The organism is Jiangella sp. DSM 45060, from assembly GCF_900105175.1.
Taxonomy (GTDB): domain Bacteria; phylum Actinomycetota; class Actinomycetes; order Jiangellales; family Jiangellaceae; genus Jiangella.
The window spans coordinates 5265527-5282088 of record NZ_LT629771.1; the positions used below are offsets into that span (position 1 = coordinate 5265527).

At 72.0% G+C, this 16562-nt stretch carries 20 protein-coding genes and 1 pseudogene; 4 read left to right on the top strand and 17 right to left on the bottom strand.

What is annotated here, in order from left to right; genetic code table 11:
- Positions 1-6 precede the first annotated feature (6 nt).
- Complete coding sequence (locus BLU82_RS23365; protein WP_092623420.1) at positions 7-456, top strand: DUF1707 domain-containing protein; 450 nt, start codon at positions 7-9, stop codon at positions 454-456.
- Positions 457-462: 6 nt separating this feature from the next.
- Here the strand turns inward: BLU82_RS23365 and BLU82_RS23370 are convergent, their stop codons facing one another.
- Entirely contained in the window at positions 463-1437 is a 975-nt protein-coding gene (locus BLU82_RS23370; protein WP_092623421.1) for a 4-hydroxy-3-methylbut-2-enyl diphosphate reductase, read from the bottom strand.
- A 44-nt stretch (positions 1438-1481) separates the two neighbouring features.
- On the opposite strand from BLU82_RS23370, the gene xseA reads away from it, so the two are divergent.
- Complete coding sequence (xseA, locus tag BLU82_RS23375) at positions 1482-2687, top strand: exodeoxyribonuclease VII large subunit (RefSeq protein ID WP_092626189.1); 1206 nt, start codon at positions 1482-1484, stop codon at positions 2685-2687.
- 11 nt (positions 2688-2698) lie between these two features.
- Positions 2699-2917 carry an exodeoxyribonuclease VII small subunit gene (locus BLU82_RS23380; protein WP_092623422.1) on the top strand — a complete coding sequence of 73 codons (219 nt, stop codon included), beginning with the start codon at positions 2699-2701 and terminating at the stop codon, positions 2915-2917.
- On the opposite strand, the gene BLU82_RS23385 is transcribed toward BLU82_RS23380, so the two are convergent.
- From BLU82_RS23385 to BLU82_RS23450, 15 genes and pseudogenes are all read right to left on the bottom strand, one after another.
- Positions 2899-3423, bottom strand: coding sequence for a hypothetical protein (locus BLU82_RS23385; RefSeq protein ID WP_092623423.1), 525 nt, complete (start codon positions 3421-3423; stop codon positions 2899-2901). The two genes, BLU82_RS23380 and BLU82_RS23385, sit on opposite strands and share 19 nt — an antisense overlap.
- Complete coding sequence (locus BLU82_RS23390) at positions 3420-4532, bottom strand: hypothetical protein (protein WP_092623424.1); 1113 nt, start codon at positions 4530-4532, stop codon at positions 3420-3422. Before BLU82_RS23390 ends, BLU82_RS23385 begins: the two co-directional genes overlap by 4 nt.
- Before the next feature lie 39 nt (positions 4533-4571).
- A complete protein-coding gene (locus BLU82_RS23395; protein ID WP_157741210.1) occupies positions 4572-5108 on the bottom strand; it encodes a DUF4245 domain-containing protein in 537 nt (178 codons plus the stop codon).
- Between the two features lie 97 nt (positions 5109-5205).
- Positions 5206-6258 carry a sulfate/molybdate ABC transporter ATP-binding protein gene (locus tag BLU82_RS23400; protein ID WP_092623426.1) on the bottom strand — a complete coding sequence of 351 codons (1053 nt, stop codon included), beginning with the start codon at positions 6256-6258 and terminating at the stop codon, positions 5206-5208.
- On the bottom strand, positions 6255-7055 hold the full coding sequence (locus tag BLU82_RS23405) for an ABC transporter permease (RefSeq protein ID WP_231947569.1): 801 nt from the start codon (positions 7053-7055) through the stop codon (positions 6255-6257). The genes BLU82_RS23400 and BLU82_RS23405 overlap by 4 nt, the downstream gene beginning before the upstream one ends.
- Positions 7052-7852 carry a molybdate ABC transporter substrate-binding protein gene (modA, locus tag BLU82_RS23410; protein WP_092623427.1) on the bottom strand — a complete coding sequence of 267 codons (801 nt, stop codon included), beginning with the start codon at positions 7850-7852 and terminating at the stop codon, positions 7052-7054. Before modA ends, BLU82_RS23405 begins: the two co-directional genes overlap by 4 nt.
- On the bottom strand, positions 7849-8265 hold the full coding sequence (locus BLU82_RS23415) for a molybdopterin-binding protein (RefSeq protein WP_370246203.1): 417 nt from the start codon (positions 8263-8265) through the stop codon (positions 7849-7851). Before BLU82_RS23415 ends, modA begins: the two co-directional genes overlap by 4 nt.
- Before the next feature lie 44 nt (positions 8266-8309).
- Positions 8310-8762 carry an SRPBCC domain-containing protein gene (locus BLU82_RS23420; protein ID WP_092623429.1) on the bottom strand — a complete coding sequence of 151 codons (453 nt, stop codon included), beginning with the start codon at positions 8760-8762 and terminating at the stop codon, positions 8310-8312.
- Positions 8763-8841: 79 nt separating this feature from the next.
- Positions 8842-8988 carry a hypothetical protein gene (locus BLU82_RS34390; RefSeq protein WP_157741211.1) on the bottom strand — a complete coding sequence of 49 codons (147 nt, stop codon included), beginning with the start codon at positions 8986-8988 and terminating at the stop codon, positions 8842-8844.
- Between the two features lie 42 nt (positions 8989-9030).
- Positions 9031-9783: a DUF1707 domain-containing protein gene (locus tag BLU82_RS23425; protein ID WP_092623430.1), complete on the bottom strand. Its 753-nt coding sequence runs from the start codon at positions 9781-9783 to the stop codon at positions 9031-9033.
- The gene (locus tag BLU82_RS23430; protein ID WP_157741212.1) at positions 9780-10418 is read right to left on the bottom strand and encodes a DUF1707 domain-containing protein; all 639 of its coding nucleotides are present in this window, start codon (positions 10416-10418) and stop codon (positions 9780-9782) included. The genes BLU82_RS23425 and BLU82_RS23430 overlap by 4 nt, the downstream gene beginning before the upstream one ends.
- A gap of 73 nt (positions 10419-10491) precedes the next feature.
- Positions 10492-11723, bottom strand: a pseudogene (locus tag BLU82_RS36430) (ABC transporter ATP-binding protein).
- A 28-nt stretch (positions 11724-11751) separates the two neighbouring features.
- Positions 11752-12600 carry a carbohydrate ABC transporter permease gene (locus BLU82_RS23440; RefSeq protein WP_092623432.1) on the bottom strand — a complete coding sequence of 283 codons (849 nt, stop codon included), beginning with the start codon at positions 12598-12600 and terminating at the stop codon, positions 11752-11754.
- Positions 12600-13535: a carbohydrate ABC transporter permease gene (locus tag BLU82_RS23445; protein WP_092623433.1), complete on the bottom strand. Its 936-nt coding sequence runs from the start codon at positions 13533-13535 to the stop codon at positions 12600-12602. The genes BLU82_RS23440 and BLU82_RS23445 overlap by 1 nt, the downstream gene beginning before the upstream one ends.
- Positions 13532-14818, bottom strand: coding sequence for an extracellular solute-binding protein (locus BLU82_RS23450; RefSeq protein ID WP_092623434.1), 1287 nt, complete (start codon positions 14816-14818; stop codon positions 13532-13534). The genes BLU82_RS23445 and BLU82_RS23450 overlap by 4 nt, the downstream gene beginning before the upstream one ends.
- A 115-nt stretch (positions 14819-14933) precedes the next feature.
- Here BLU82_RS23450 and BLU82_RS23455 point away from each other — a divergent pair, with 115 nt between their 5' ends.
- The gene (locus tag BLU82_RS23455; protein ID WP_157741213.1) at positions 14934-15614 is read left to right on the top strand and encodes a hypothetical protein; all 681 of its coding nucleotides are present in this window, start codon (positions 14934-14936) and stop codon (positions 15612-15614) included.
- A gap of 15 nt (positions 15615-15629) precedes the next feature.
- Here BLU82_RS23455 and BLU82_RS23460 read toward each other — a convergent pair whose 3' ends face one another.
- On the bottom strand, positions 15630-16424 hold the full coding sequence (locus BLU82_RS23460; protein ID WP_092623435.1) for a hypothetical protein: 795 nt from the start codon (positions 16422-16424) through the stop codon (positions 15630-15632).
- Positions 16425-16562: the final 138 nt, after the last annotated feature.

Consider the following 16562-nt stretch of genomic DNA (forward strand, 5'->3'; position numbering starts at 1 on the left):
GCCGGGATGAGCGACCTGCCCGCGCGGCGGCCGGAACAGCGGGCGAGCGACGCCGATCGCGAGCTGGTGGCCGAGGACCTGCGCGACGCCTTCGGCGAGGGGCGGCTCGACAACGACGAGTACGAGCGCCGCATCCAGGCGGTGTGGCAGTCACGCACCTACGGCGACCTCGACCGTCTCACGGCCGACCTCCCGCAGCCGCTGCAGCGCGAACGCCGTCAGGCCGAGGAGCAGGAGCAGCAGGCCGTCGCCGAGCGGAAGAAGCGCGAGCTGCGCGAGTACATCGACGAGTGGCAGGGCTGGGTCGGCGGCGCCGTCATCATGATCGGCATCTGGGGCATCAGCAGCATCGCGTCGGGCGAGCTGCAACGGTTCTGGCCGATCTGGCCGCTCGGCATCTGGGGGCTGATCCTGCTGATCGCCGGTCTCGGCGGCAGCAGGGACAAGAAGAGCTGACCGCCGTCAGTCGGAGCCGGCCGACGCCTTGAGGTCGCGGCGCAGCTCGCGCGGCAGCGAGAAGATCAGTGACTCCTCGGTGGTGCGGTGCTCCTCGACGGTGGGGAACCCGCGCTCGCCGAGGTAGGCGACGACGCCGTCGACGAGGTCTTCGGGCACCGAGGCGCCGCTGGTCAGGCCGACCGTGGTGACGCCTTCCAACCAGGCGTCGTCGATCTCGGACGCGTTGTCGATGCGGTAGGCGGCGTCGGCGCCGGCGTCGAGGGCGACCTCGACCAGCCGCACCGAGTTGGAGGAGTTGGCCGAGCCGACCACGAGCACCAGCTCGGACTCGGCGGCGACCTCCTTGATGGCGACCTGGCGGTTCTGGGTGGCGTAGCAGATGTCGTCGCTGGGCGGGCTGATCAGCGCCGGGAACCGCTCGCGCAGCCGGCCGACGGTCTCGTACGTCTCGTCGACGGACAACGTGGTCTGCGACAGCCAGACGACGCGGGACGGGTCGCGGACCTGGACGTTGTCGACGTCGTCCGGACTCTCGACCAGCTGGATGTGCTCGGGCGCCTCGCCCGACGTGCCCTCGACCTCCTCGTGCCCGGCGTGGCCGATGAGCACGATGTCGAGGTCGTCCTTGGCGAACCGGCGGGCCTCGTTGTGCACCTTGGTGACCAGCGGGCAGGTGGCGTCGATGGTGCGCAGCCCGCGGTCGGACGCCTCGGCGTGCACCATGGGCGACACGCCGTGGGCGGAGAAGACGACGAGCGCGCCCTCGGGCACCTCGGACAGCTCTTCGACGAAGACGGCGCCGCGCTCTTCGAGCGTCTCGACGACGTGCTTGTTGTGCACGATCTGCTTGCGGACGTAGACCGGCGGGCCGTAGTGGTCGAGCGCCTTCTCGACGGTGACGACGGCGCGGTCGACGCCCGCGCAGTAGCCCCGGGGTGCGGCGAGCAGGACTCGGCCCGTATCAGTCATGTCTCCCATGGTAGGTGCCGTGGGCGTCGGTCCCAGCGGGTACGGTGCCCATCGTGGCCCTCGACACATCCCCGGAGAAGCCCGCACCGGTCCGCGTCATCTCGCAGCTGATCGGCCAGTGGGTGGCCCGGCTCGGCCCGGTCTGGGTCGAGGGGCAGGTGGCGCAGTACTCCCGCCGTCCGGGCACGTCGACGGCGTTCCTCACGCTGCGCGACCCGCACGCCGAGGTGTCGGTCACCGTCACCTGCCCGGTCGGGCTGCTGGACGCGCTGGAGGCGCCGCTGGCAGACGGCGCCCGCGTCGTCGTCCACGCGAAGCCCTCGTGGTACTTCACCCGCGGCACGCTGTCGCTGGCCGCCGACCAGCTGCGCACCGTCGGGCTGGGCGACCTGCTGGCGCGCATCGAGCGGCTGCGGAAGATCCTGGCCACCGAGGGGGTGTTCGCCGACGCGCGCAAGCGGCCGCTGCCGTTCCTGCCGCGGGTCGTCGGGCTGATCTGCGGGCGCGACTCCAAGGCCGAGCACGACGTGCTGGAGAACGCGCGGCGGCGCTGGCCGGGGGTGCGGTTCCGGGTCGAGCCGGTCGCCGTGCAGGGGCTGAACGCCGTCAGCCAGGTCATGGACGCCCTGCGGGTACTCGACCGTGACCCCGAGGTCGATGTCGTCATCATCGCCCGCGGCGGCGGGTCGGTCGAGGACCTGCTGCCGTTCTCCGACGAGGCGCTGGTGCGTGCCGTCGCGGCGGCGACGACTCCGGTGGTCAGCGCGATCGGACACGAGGCCGACACCCCGCTGCTCGACCTCGTCGCCGACGTCCGCGCGTCCACGCCGACCGACGCGGCGAAGCGGGTCGTGCCCGACGTCCTGGAAGAGGCGGAGCGCGTCGGACGGGCCCGCGAGCGCATCCGGTCCGCCGTCCGGCACCGGCTCGACCGCGAGCGTGCCGGTTTGACGTCGCTGCGGTCGCGGCCCGCGCTGGCCGACCCGCACCACGGCCTGCGGCTGCGCGCGACCGAGCTGGACGCCCTCGTGCAGCGGGCCCGGCGCACCGTGCGGCACGCGCTCGACCGCGCCGCCGTCGACGTCGACCACACCCGGGCCCGCATCAGGGCGCTGTCGCCGGCCGCCACGCTGGAGCGCGGCTACGCCGTCGTGCAGAAGGACGACGGCACCGTCGTGCGCCGCCCCTCCGACGTCGTCGCCGGCGACCACGTCCGGCTGCTGGTGACGGGCGGCGAGATCGCCGCCGAGATCCGGTAGGTTGGCGTCCCATGCAGTCCGCCGAACCCACCTACGAAGAGGCCCGCGACGAGCTCATCCAGATTGTCGCGAAGCTCGAGGCCGGCGGCAGCACGCTGGAGGAGTCGCTGGCGCTGTGGCAGCGCGGCGAGGAACTGGCCGCCCTGTGCGAGCGCTACCTCGACGGCGCCCGGGCCAAGCTCGACGCCGCCAGCGGCGCCGGCACCGACGATCAGACCTCGCCGTCGTAGGACGTGCGCCTGCCTTCGGCGGTGAGCCGGGCCAGCCGGTCCGCGTAGTCCGCCGGCGGTTGCTGACGCCAGGAGTAGCCGCGCCGGATGTCGGCGTGGGTGAGGCCGCGTTGCGCCAACCAGGCCTTCTCGGCCTCGGTGCTGTCGGCCTCGTCACCGACGGCGTACTCGATGTACGGCGTCTCGCGCGGATGCCCCCACTCCTCTGCCGGGACGGGGTACGGGTCGCCCGGCGCCGGCTCGGGTCCGAACAGGTCGTACCAGAGATTGCGCAACCACTCGTCATTCAGCCACTGCGTCTCGCGCTTGCTCAACGGCGTGTCCGAGGAGTCGCGGACGTGCGCCGCCAGTTCCTTCTTGAAGGCGGCGAGCTGCTCGCTCCGCTCCGGCTCGCGCTCCCACTTCGCGACGGATTCGCATCCCTCGGTGTAGCCGTCCGGGTCGTTGTCGACGCCGGTGAACCAGTTCCCGAGGATGCGGTCGTAGTTGCGGGTCGTCTCTGTCACGAGGTCGTGCTCCTCAGCCGGGTGAACTTCTCATCGGGGACCTCGGTCGGATAGCAGGTCACCAGTACCCACGTTCCGGGTTCGGTCCTGCGGAAGATCATGGCAGCTCCCGGGTCCTCTCCTTCGGCGATCTGGTCGGTACGGACGATCGGCATCGGTCCACCGCCAGTCTGCATCGTGTCGCCGCGGGCCGACCTCCAGTGCCGCGCCGTCGCTGTCGTGCGGGTGCCGGAGCCGCGGAAGCCGAGGGTGTCGCCGGGCCCGAGACCAGCAGCGTCGGCCGGGACGAAGAGCCGCACACGGCCCTCGTCGGCCACGTCCTCCAGGTAGGCGTGCAGGGCGTCGATGGTGCCGCCGGCGTGGGCCAGGAGGGCCTTCAGAGGCTTGACCAGCGCCTCGACCGTCGTGAACTTGCCGGCGACGTGGCCGAGTCCGTGTTTGGTGTGGACCGTGCCGTCGGGGTCGCGGCGCCAGGAGTTCTTCGCGTCGGCGCGGCCCATGGGGTCCTTCTTCCAGCTCACCCGGGCCATCAGCGCCTCGTCCGGCACATCGGGGCCGTGGAGCTGCACCGCGTGGCCGCGGGGGTGACAGATCATCGTCAGCAGGTCGTCGCCCAGCGAGCGGCCGAACGCGGCGCGCAGGCCGGCAGCGACCGAGAGGGGGATCGCGTTGACCGCGGGCGCCTTCTCGGCGGCCGACGACGGCTGGCGTTGGTCGCGGGCGGCGTCGGTGACGAGGTCGGCGACGTAGTGGCGCGCGGTACCCGGCGGGAAGGCGTCGACGACGGCGTCCGGACCGGAGCCGAGCACGGCCGGCGTCACGGAACCGGCCACACCGGTGAGCAGCGCCACCAATGCGCCCGCCTCGTCGGCGAACACCCGGGCCAGGTCGGCCAGCGAGTCCGAGGCCGCCGCCGCGCCGAGGGCCACCTTCGCGGGCGCCTGCTCGGCGAGCGCCCCGCCCCTGGGACCCACGGCCCGCGCCACCACGGCCGCCCGCTCCCGCGCCCGCTCGAGCGCGAGCGTGCTGCCGCGGTCGAGCTCGAGCCAGGCGTCGAGCAGGCCGGTCAGGGCCCGCCGGACCGGCCCGCTGCCGTCATCGCCCGCCACACCACCGAAGGTGCCGCACCACCCCGCGCTGTGACAGCCTCAGCGCAGCAGCCGCACGAACTCCTCCAGCTCCTCGTACGAGACCGTGCCGCGGACGATGGTGATGGCGCCGCCGTCGACGCGGACGAGGGCGCGGTCGGGCTGGTCGTCGTCCTCGAGGAGGCGTTCCCAGGTGACGCCGTCGATGGTGCTCTCGCCCTCGGCGGCGAAGTCGGCCAGGCGGTCGTCGCGGTAGCTCTGGATCTCACCGTCGGTCTGCTCGAGGCCGACGAACGCATCGCCCTCGCCGATGAGGAAGCCCAGCTTCCAGAGGTCGCCGGTCTCCTCCTGCGCGAAGTCGACGCTGGTGGCGCGCCAGCCGTCGGGGACGGGCTCGGGCGCGAGGACGGGGTACCCGTACTCCTCGCGCGCGACGGCCAGCGCCGGCTGGTAGTCGACGGGGCCGGGCAGCCGCGGCTCGGGGTCGTTCAGCAGGTTGAACACGAGCGCGATCGCGGCGATCACGCCCGCCAGAACGCCGACGCTGCGGAAGATGTCGCCCAGCGAGGGGTTGCCGCGAGTCGAGGTGGCTGCCACGTACGCCATCGTCGCAGGTCGCCGCCCGCCAGGACGCGGCGGCCCCACCGCGATCGCGCGAGCGGGACGGCGCGCCGGCCGCCGAGGTGGCCGCGGCTCACGCCGGATAGACGCTGATCTCGGTCGCCTTCACCGACGCCCACACCTGCCCGCCCGGCTCCAGGCCGAGGTCGGCGACGGCGAGCGGGGTGACGTCCGCGAGCACCGGCACCGCGCCGTCCGCCGTCACCCGGACGAGGTCGCCGTGCGCCTCGAGGTCGGCGATGATCAGCGGCCACGCGTTGCGCGCCGACCCCTCCGGACGGCGCGGGCTGAGCGTGACGGCGACCGGTGCGAACGCGATGTGCACCGGACCGGTGGCGTCGTGAGCCAGCGCGACGACGGCGCCCGACGGCAGCCGCGCGCTGCGGCCCGACGCCGTGCCCGTCAGCAGGTTCAGTCCGACGAGGCGGGCGACGTAGTCGGTGCGCGGCCGGCGGGCCACCTCTGCCGGCTCGCCCTGCTGGACGACGCGGCCTCGCTCCAGCACGACGACGCGGTCGCCGAGCACCATCGCCTCCAGCGGGTCGTGCGTGACGACCAGCGTGCAGCCGTCGTAGCCGCCGAGATGCCGGCGCAGCTCCGCCCGCACGGCCGGCCGGGTGCCCGCGTCGAGCGCGGCCAGCGGCTCGTCGAGCAGCAGCAACCGCGGCTCGACGATCAGTGCCCGGGCCAGCGCGACCCGCTGCGCCTGCCCGCCGGAGAGCTCGCCCGGACGCCGTCGCTCGTAGCCGTCGAGGCCCATCCGGACCAGCCACTCGCGCGCCTCGGCCCGGGCGCGGTCGCGGGCCACGCCGCGTGAGCGCAGCCCGAACGCGACGTTCTCCAGCACGCTCATCTTCGGGAACAGCAGGTAGTCCTGGACGACCATGCCGACCCGCCGGTCCCGCGGCCGGACATGGACCCCCTCGACAGGGTCGTCGAGCGTGACGCCGTCGAGCTCGACCCGGCCGGCGTCCAGCGGCAGGATGCCGGCCAGCAGCTGCAGCGCCGTCGACTTGCCCGCGCCGTTCGGCCCGAGCAGCGCGACCACCTCGCCGGACGCGACCGCGAGCGCGGCCCGCAACTCGAGGTCGCCGCGGCGCAGCGTGAGATCGGCGTACAGGCTCATGCGGTCCCGATCCAGCGCTCGCGCAGCCCGATCAGGATGGTCACCGAGACGGCGATCATCAGCAGGCTGAGCACGATGGCGACGTCGCTGTCGCCGGCGTTGATCGCCACGTACGCCTCCAGCGGCAGCGTGCGGGTGGTGCCGGGGAAGCTGCCGGCGAAGGTCACCGTCGCGCCGAACTCGCCCAGCGCCCGGGCCCAGCACAGCACCGCGCCGGCCAGCACGCCCGGCATGACGGCGGGCAGCGTGACCCGGCGGAACGTCGTCCAGGACGAGGCGCCGAGCGTGGCCGCGACGTCCTCGTAGCGGCGGTCGGCGGTGCGCAGCGCCCCCTCGACCGCGACGATGAGGAACGGCATCGCGACGAACACCTGCGCCAGCACGACCGCCTCGGTGGTGAACGGCAGGCTGACGCCGAACGTGTCGTAGAGCCAGCCGCCGACCAGCCCGCGCCGTCCGAACACCATCAGCAGCGCGACGCCGCCGACCACCGGCGGCAGCACCAGCGGCACCGTCACCAGACCGCGCAGCACCGCCCGGCCCGGCAGCGCCGTCCGGGCCAGCAGCCACGCGACCGGCACCCCGCACACCAGCGCGACGCCGGTCGCCACCGTCGCCGTGACCAGCGACAGCCGCAGCGCCGTCAGCACCTCGTCGGAGGTCAGGATGGACGGGAGGTCGGCCCACGGCGCCCGCGCGATCAGCCCGGCCATCGGCAGCACCAGGATCGCGACGCCGAGCGCCGCGGGGATCAGCAACGCCGCCGGGACCCGCAGGTCCGCCGTCCGCCGGCTCACGGCGTCAGGAAGCCGGCCTCGCCGAGGATGCTCTGGCCCGGCTCGCCGGTGATCGCGTCGACGACCGCCCGCGCGCCGTCCGGGTTGGGCGCGTCGGCCAGCAGCGCGACGGGGTACTCGTTGACGACCGCCTCGGGCACCTCGATGGTCTCGACGGCGTCGCCCTCGGCCGCGGCGTCGGTGAGGTAGATCAGCGCCGCGTCGACCTCGCCGAGCGCGACCAGCGACGCCGCCTCCTTCACGTCCGTCGTCAGGGTGTCCGGCGCCGCCGTGACCCCGGCCGCGTCGAGCAGCCGCTGTGCCGCGCCGCCGCACGGCACCTGCGGTTCGCAGATCGCGATGCGCAGGTCGGGGTTCGCGAGGTCGGCCACCCCGGTGACGTCGCCCGGATTGCCGGCCGGGACGGCCAGCGCGAGCGTGTTGCGGGCGAAGATCTCGGGCTCGCCGTCGACGACGCCGCCCGCGACCGCCTCGTCCATCGTCGTCGTGTCGGCCGTGGCCAGGACGGCGGCGGGCGCGCCGGCCAGCACCTGCTCGACCAGGCCGGACGACGGGCCGAACGAGTAGACGATCTCGAGGCCGGGGTACTGACCTGCCAGCTGGTCGGACAGCGTCTCGAACGACTCGGTCAGCGACGCCGCCGCCAGCACCGTCACCGTCCCCGACGGCGCGTCGGCCGGCGCGGTGGTCGCCGCACCGGCGGGCGCCGCCGCGTCGTCGCCGCCGTCGTCTCCCCCGCAGGCGACGGCGAGCAGCGCGGCCGCGGCGACGGCGTACGCGAGCCGCGCGCGCCTCATGCGCGGCCCGCCGGCAGGTCGACGACGACGGTGGTGGCCTTGACCGACGCGATGGCCGCCACGCCGACGTCCAGTCCCAGCTCGTCGGCGGCCTCGCGGCTCATCAGCGACACGACGCGGTGCGGGCCGGCCTGGATCTCCACCTGAGCCATCACGCCGTCCTTCTGCACCGAGATGACGATGCCGGGGAAGTGGTTGCGCGCGGACTCCCGCGGTGTCGGCAGGGCCGCTTCGTCGGGCCCGATGTCCCGCGCCACCCGCGCCAACTCCACCCCGTCGACCACCATGCGCCCGGCGTCGTCGCGGTCGAGGCGCAACCGCCCGCCGTCGGCCCACCGTCGCAACGAGTCGTCGCTCACCCCCAGCAGGCGGGCGGCGTCAGAGATCCGAAACTGCGGCACAATGGACAGCATAGACCCGCAAACGCGGAACTGTCAGCGGCGGCGGCCCGCGCGGATCAGTCCGCCATTCGCCGGTCGAGCTGATCGAGCACCAGCGGCCACGCCTCTCGGTGCTGAGCCCGCGACGCCTCATCGGCGAACCCGGCGTGCGTGAGCCGCAGCCGCGTCCCGGCCCCCTCGGGGGTCAGCTCGACCGTGACGACCGTCTCCGCCCCCTTCGTGCCGGTCGCGCCGGTGAGCCAGGTCAGCTCGACCAGGCGGGCCGGCGCGAGCCGGAGGAAGCGGCCGTAGTGCGGGTGCAGTTCGCCGGCGTAGCGAGTGACGAAGAAGAACGGCGCGTCGACCTCGGCGCGCATCACCACCGTGCCCGGCTCGGCGAACCAGCGGTCGAACCCCTGTGTCCAGGCATGGAACAACACGTCTGCCGAAGCGTTCATCGTGCGCTCGACCGCGAGCGCGTACGGCCGGTGGGAAAGGTCGGGCGGGCAGGTGGGGGATGTCGTCGACATGGAGAACTCCCTCCGCTTACCTCTTAACATGCCAGCCCGGCTATATTCCTGTCAAGGAATATAGCGCTGCCGGCCGTCGTCAGCGGCGCCGGGACGCGCGACGGCGGAGGAGGATGGCGGTGAGGAGAACCAGGGCGAGCCAGCCGAGGCCGGCCCAGACGACGCCGGACGGGCCCCAGCCGAAGCTGTCGTCGTGCTGGGCCGCCGCGACGGCGAGGAGACTCATCGGTCCATGATCACCCACGACGGTGAACCCCCCGGACGCTGATCAGTGGCCGAGAAACGAACGGCGCTTGTCGCGCGGCGGGCGCACGGTGACCTCGCCCAGCAGCACGAAGCCGCGCACGCGGTAGACCGGGGCGCCCGGCGTGACCGGCTCGCGGAGCTTCATCTTCCGCTCGCCGAGGATGTTGGTGCCTTCGTCGATGCGGACGTCGATGCCCTCGGGCACGATCATGGTGAGGCTGCCCAGCACGATCGACGTCTGGATCTCGACCTCGGGAGTGCGCACGACCGCCTCGGTGAAGTCGAGGACGACCTCGCCCAGGATCGAGGTGACGTCGATGCGGGCCGGCACCTCCCAGCGGCCCTGCCGCTTCTCGTTGCTGAGCACGCTGGTGATGCGCTCGGACGGACGGACCGGCCCACCGGACGGCGGCAGCGGCGGCTGCGCACCGGCGCCGGCCACGGGCGCCACCCGCGCCGCGTCCGGCCGTCCGGCCTGCCAGTTCGCCGCCGGGTTGCCGCCGGGCACCGGGTACGGGCCCTGCGGGAGGTCGCGGGTGATCGGCTGCAGCTCGCCGTACGTGCGCGCCTTGAACGTCGCCTCGAGCCGCTCCTCCAGCTCGGTGAGCGTGAGGCGGCCGTCGCCGGCGGCCTGGCGCAGCGCCTCGGCGACCCGCTCGCGGTCGACGTCGGAGCAGCGCAGGTCGGCGCCGCTGCGGACGTCGGGGTAGTCGGCGCCGGGCGCCGGTGGTGCGGGGGCGGGCGCCGGCTTCGGCTCGTCGGGGACCTCGCTCATCGTTCGCCTGCCGACTTGCGCTGGACGTTGACGCCGCCGAAGACGGCCTTGCCGGTGATGCGGACGACCGGTGCGCCGGGGCCCGGCTGCGGGCCGCGGGTGGTGTCGTCGTTGAACGCGCCGAAGACGCCGTCGCCGTCGACCTGCACCCGGAGGTCGGGCGGCACGACGATGTTGACCCCGCCGAAGACCGCCTTGATGTCGATCTCGACCTCCGCCGCCTCGAGCGTCGCCTCGCGAAGGTCGAGGTCGGCGCCACCGAACACGGCCTTGACGCGGTAGTACTGCGGCACGACCCAGTCGCCGCGCCGCTGGATGCCGCTGAACACGACCTTCGCGCTGCGCGACGACGGCACGCCACCGACCCGGCCGGACGGCGACGGCGACGCGGCCGGCGACGCGGCTGCCCGGCGCGCGAGGGCGGCGGACGGCGGCAGCGGGAGGTCGCCGGGGAGGTCGGCGACCACCGGCTCGAAGTCGGCGTACGTCTTGGCCGCGTACAGCGTCTCGATGCGGTCGTTCAGCTCGGTGAGGCTCAGCCGGCCGTCGGACGCCGCCTGGCGCAGAACGTCGGCGACCTGTTCGCGGTCGGCGTCGGACGCCCGCATGGCCCGCTGGTCGCTTGTCTCGTCCACAACTGACGACCTTAGCAATCACCCGGCCGTCCGGACGGAGGAGAAAGCCCGGAGATCTACCCCTGAAGAAGGATCAGGGTGTCGCCGGGGTTTCCCCCGTCGGCGGACCACCGTTGCCGGTGGTGTCGGGCACCCGCTCCCCCATCGCCTTGACCGTCAGGTTGTCGCCGGACTCCGGGTCGAAGACGTGCACCCGGCGCAGGTCCAGCCAGAGGCTGGCCGGCGTCCCCTCGGGGATGCGGCTGCTGGCGTCGAGCGCCACCACCAGCTGGGTGCGCAGCGCCTCGCTGTCCAGCTCGCGCTCCAGCTCGGCCAGCTGCGCGCGGATGTCCTCGGGCGCCTCGTACGGCACGTAGGCGTACTGCTCGTTGCCCAGCCACTCGATGACGTCGATGGTCGCGTCGAACACCACGCCGTGGTCGCGGACGGTGTCGGAGACGACGGAGACGTCCTCGAACGCCTCCGGCCGTGCGCCGAGCAGCACGACCTCGTGTCCGCTGAGGTCGACCGCGCGCGACTCCGGCAGCTTCCACTCCCGAACGGGGTGTGCAGGCTGTCGCCGGACACCGTCGCGGAGATGAAGTTCATCGGCGGCGACCCGATGAACCCGGCCACGAACAGGTTGACGGGGTTCTCGTACAGCTCGCGCGGGCTGGCGACCTGCTGGACGACGCCGCGGCGCAGCACGACGACGCGGTCGCCGAGCGTCATCGCCTCGACCTGGTCGTGCGTGACGTACACCGTCGTGATGCCGAGCCGCTTCTGCAGCCGGGAGATCTCCGTGCGCATCTGGCCGCGCAGCTTCGCGTCGAGGTTGGACAGCGGCTCGTCGAACAGGAAGGCCTGCGCCTCGCGGACGATGGCCCGGCCCATGGCGACGCGCTGGCGCTGGCCGCCGGAGAGGTTGGCCGGCTTGCGGTCGAGGTGCTCGTCCAGCTCCAGCAGGCCCGAGGCCCGCCGCACGCGCTCGTCGACCTCCTTGTCGGGGGTCTTCGCCAGCCGCAGCGGGAACGCGATGTTCTCGTAGACGGTGAGGTGCGGGTAGAGCGCGTAGTTCTGGAACACCATCGACAGGTTGCGGTCGCGCGGCGCCTTCTCGTTGACCCGCTCGTCGCCGATGCGCAGCTCGCCGCTGGTGATGTCCTCGAGCCCGACGATCATCCGCAGCAGCGTCGACTTCCCGCAGCCGGACGGCCCGACGAGGATGACGAACTCACCGTCGGCGATGTCGAGGCTGACGTCCTTGACCGCGTGGAAGCCGTCGCCGTAGCGCTTGTTGATGTCCTTCAGCGTGATGGCAGCCATTGGGGATCATTCCTCCCGGTTGTGCAGGTCAGCCCTTGACGGCGCCCTGGGTCAGGCCGGACACGATCCGGCGTTGGAACAGCAGGACGAGGATCACGACAGGGATGGTGACGACCACGGCGGCGGCCGCGATCGCCCCCGTGGGCTCCTCGAACTGTGACGCGCCGGTGAAGAACGCCAGCGCCGCGGGGACCGGCCGGGCCGCCTCGGTCGAGGTCAGCGAGATGCCGTAGACGAAGTCGTTCCACGCGATGAAGAACGAGATGATCGCCGTGGTGAACACGCCGGGCGTGGCCAGCGGCACGATCACCTTCCGGAACGCCTGCCAGGTGGTGGCGCCGTCGACCTGCGCGGCCTGCTCCAGCTCCCACGGGATCTGCCGGAAGAACGCCGACAGCGTCCAGATCGAGATCGGCAGCGTCAGCGACAGGTACGGGATGATCAGGCCCGGCCAGGTGTCGTACAGGCCGATGTTGCGCCACAGGTTGAACAGCGGCGTGACGATCGAGATGACCGGGAAGATCGCCACCGCGAGCGCCGTCGTCAGGATCAGCCGCTTGCCCGGGAAGTCCAGCCGGGCGATGGCGTACGCCGCGAACGTCGCCAGCACCACCGAGATGAACGTGGCGATCAGCGAGATGCCGACGGAGTTGCGCAGCGCCGACAGGAACAGCTCCTGGGCGTCGCCGACCAGGATGTTGTCGTAGTTGTCCCACACCCAGTTCGTCGGCAGGAACTCGCCGGTGCCGAGGTCGCTGGGGGTCTTGAACGACAGCGACACGATCCACGCCACCGGGAACAGGGCGTAGACGATGACGACGACGCCGGCGACCCACCACCAGGCCTTGGTGCCGCGGGAGAGCTGACCCTCGTCCATCACCGCTCCCCTCTCGCGCTGGCCAGATCGACCTTGAACAACTTGATGAACAGCACGCTGATCAGCACGACGCACAGGAACAGCAGCACCGAGACGGCCGAGCCGAGGCCGATCTCCAGCCGGCTGATGGTCTGTCTGTACGCGAGGAACGAGACGACCTCGGTGTTGTTGGCGCCCTGCGTCATGATGAAGACGTTGTCGAAGATGCGGAACGCGTCGAGGGTCCGGAACAGCAGCGCCACCATGATGGCGGCCTTCATGTTCGGGATGGTCACCTTGTACATCCGCTGCCACCAGGTGGCGCCGTCGACCTTGGCCGCCTCCTGCAGGTCCTCCGGCACCTGGGCCAGCCCGGCGAGCAGCAGCAGCGAGATGAACGGCGTCGTCTTCCAGATCTCCGAGGCGATGATCACGAACACCGACGTGCCGAACTCGCCGAACCAGTTGGTGTTCTCGCTGATGCCCGGCGCCCACCCGAACCACTGGTTCACGAAGCCGGAGTTGATGTCGAACGCGTAGAACCACGCGAACGCCGAGACGACGGTGATGATGGCGTACGGCACCAGGATCGCTGTGCGCAGCACCGGCCGCAGCCGCTTCAGCGCCCGGTGCATCACCAGCGCCAGCGCGAAGCCCAGCACCGCTTCGATCGCGACCGTGATGACGGTGATCAGCACGGTCACCCCGACCGCGCGCCACCAGATCGGGTCGGACAGCACCACGCCGTAGTTGCCGAACCAGGTGAACTCGCGGGCGTCGGGGTCGGTGAGGCGGTACTTGAACAGCGACTCGTAGAACGCCTGCACGATGGGGTAGGCGGTGACCAGCAGCATCACCACGAACGCCGGACCGGCCAGCCACCAGCCGAGCCGCCGCTCGGACCGTGCCCGATCGCTGATCGCGGCCTTCTCGCCCGCGGTCTCGGTGACGCTCATAGCAGCCTCTCCCCCTTCAGCACCTCGGTGATCAGCGTGGTGGCCTCTTCCGGCGAGGAGTCGGGCGTGACGGAGCTCGGCGGGTGCCAGGTGTTCTGCAGACCGGTCGAGACCTCGTTGTAGTACGGGGTCTGCGGCCGCGGCGCCGCCGCCTCCAGCGACTCGCGGATGAGGTCGGCCATCGGGAAGGTCTCCTGGACGTCCGGGTTCTCGTACGCCTCGGTGTTCGACGCCGGGTTGCCGTTGGTGACCATGTAGTACGCCTGGTTGTCGGGCGTGACGATGCACTGCGCGGCCGCGATGGCGAAGTCGGGGTGCTCACTGAACGCGCCGATGCCGAGGTTGATGCCGCCGTACGGCGGACGCGAGTCCTCGCCCTCGGCGACCGCCGGATACTGCGCCCAGCCGATGTCGTCGACCAGTGACTGGTCGAGATTGCCGCCCTCGACGCCGGCCAGCGTGGCCGACCAGACGAACGGCCAGTTGACCATGAACGAGCCGCGGTCGCCCTGGAACTGCAGCATCGACGCGTTCTCGTCCTCGTTGGCGAGGCCCGGCCCGCCGAGGCCGTTGCGGGCGATGTCCTCGATGATCTGCGCGGCGGCGCGGCCGGCGTCGGTCTCGAGGCCCAGCTGCACCTGGTCGGCGGGCGCCTCGGGGTTGTCGATGATCTCGCCGCCGGCCGACGTGACCAGCGCGTTGATCCACACCGTCAGCGCCTCGGCCCGGATGCCCTGGACGCCGAGATACTTGTCCTGCGACTGCGCGGCCTCGATGATCTGCTGCCAGGTGACCGGCTCGTTCTCGGGGTCCAGCCCGGCGGCCTCGGCGACGGACTTGCGGTACCAGAGCAGCTGGGTGTTGGCCCAGAACGGCACCGCGACGAGCTCGTCCTTCCAGGTGGCGCCGTCGATGGCGCCCTGCACGACGTTCTCGGTGACCGCCTCCGCGACGTCCTCGGGGATCTCGGCGAGGTACCCGGCCTCGGCCAGTTCCGGGATGAACGGCGGGTCGAGGCTGATGATGTCGATGGAGGAGTCGTTCGCGGCCAGCCGGCGGGCCAGCTGCTCGCGCTGTGCCGACGCCTCACGCGGCAGCAGCGAGGTCTCGATGCGGTACTCGCCGCCGGCCGCCTCCGTACACCGCTTGGCCAGTTCCACCTGACCGCCGTTGTCGGGGTTGATGTACCACGTGAGTGTCGGGGTGGAATCGCTGCTGCCGCAGGCTGCCAGTCCCACCGTGAGGACGGCGGCCGCGGCGACGCTGACGGTCCTTCTGCCCACATCGCCTCCCTGGAGCAGATGGTCGCTCCAGGTGACCGCTACGGCATCGGAGCGTCATGGTGTGAGTCGAACCTACGACATCCGGTGCCCCCGGTCGAGGACATACGGTGTTCTCGTGTTCGACACCCCGCAGACGCTGGTCCGCCACGACGGCGTCGACGGCGAGGTGGTGGTGCGGCGCCGGTCCGGTTCGGACGGCCCGGTCTACGAACTGATCGTCAACGGCACGTTCCTCATGGACACCGCCGAGACGTCGACGGAGCGGCTGCTGGCCGGCCTGCTGCTGGACCGGCACCCGTCGCCGGCGGCCGTGCTGGTGGCCGGCCTCGGCTTCGGCTTCACCGCCGGGGCGCTGCTGGCCGACCACCGCGTGCGGCGGGTGGACGTCGTCGAGATCGAGCCGACGCTGGTCGACGTGCTGCGGCGCGGCGTCGTGCCCGGACTGGGGGCCGTCGTCACCGACCCGCGGGTGCGAGTGGTGGTCGACGACGTGCGCGCCATGCTGCGCGCGGCGCCGCCGTCGGAGTACGACGGCATCCTGCTCGACGTCGACAACGGGCCGCACTTCCTCGTGCACCAGGGCAACGCCGAGGTGTACGAGCGGCCGCTGCTCTCCGCCGCCGCCCGGGCGCTGCGTCCGGGCGGCCTGCTGGCGGTGTGGTCGGCGGCGCCGGCGCCGGCGCTGGCCGGTGTGCTGGCCGGCGCCGTCGGCGAGGTGGAGCAGGTGGTGCGGACGGTGCGGCGCGAGACCCGCGACGTCGACTACCACGTCTACGTCGCCCGCCGCGCCGCCTGACCCCGCCGGCCGCGGTCAGGCCGGGATGCCGCGCACCTCCAGCGCGTCCTCGACGATGCGCAGGCCGGCCAGGCCCGGCATCCGCCCGATGTGGTCGTCGATGGAGCGGGCCGCGCGCCGTCCGTCCGGTCCGCTCATCAGGTGCCGCAGCACGTGCACCACCTCGGTCTCGGCCATGACGCCCGAGCCGACCGGGCCCCAGAACTTCCGCAGCGCGAAGCGGGCGATCTTCTGCGCCTTCTTGCTGCGGGCCAGCCGGTCGCGGGCCTGGGTGGCGTAGAACGCGACGTGCCGCGCCTCCTGCTTCGCGATGCGTTTGAGCAGTTCGGCGAGGACGGGGTGCTGCTCCAGCTCGGCCAGCCGGTTGTACGCCGTGATGGCCGACCACTCGTTCGCCGCGCCCCAGATCATGTGGACGGCGACGAAGTCCTGGCCGACGACGTTGGCCAGCAGCGACTGCTTGATCGGGTCGAGCTTGTCGCGCCAGCCCAGCTTCAGCCGGGTGGCCTTGAGGTGGTCGTAGTCGATGGACATCCCGTGGAGGTTCAGCACCTCGGCGAGCGCCTCGCCGTGCCAGAACTCCTCCATGTTCCACATCGTCATGAAGGCGGTGACCTGCGGGTCCTTGTGCGACGGCGTGACGAGCATGTCGCGCAGGTAGCAGACGGTGTGGTACTCGACGTCGCACATGTAGCGCAGGCTGCGCAACGTCTCGGGCGGTAGTGGGTTGGTCCGGAACTCGTCCAGCGGCAGGTCCTGCCACTGCACGGCTCGGGACGTTCGGGTGTAGTCGCGGATATCGAAGGCCATGACGTGCCGGGGCGAGTGCGGTGTGGGGCTGCCGCGCCCCGTCCCTCCCTAGGTCCTCGTAAAACGGAGGCTCATTCTTTATAGAATGAGTATGCCTGCCTCACATAGTGCGTGGCAATGTGCCCTGAGTCACCCGGG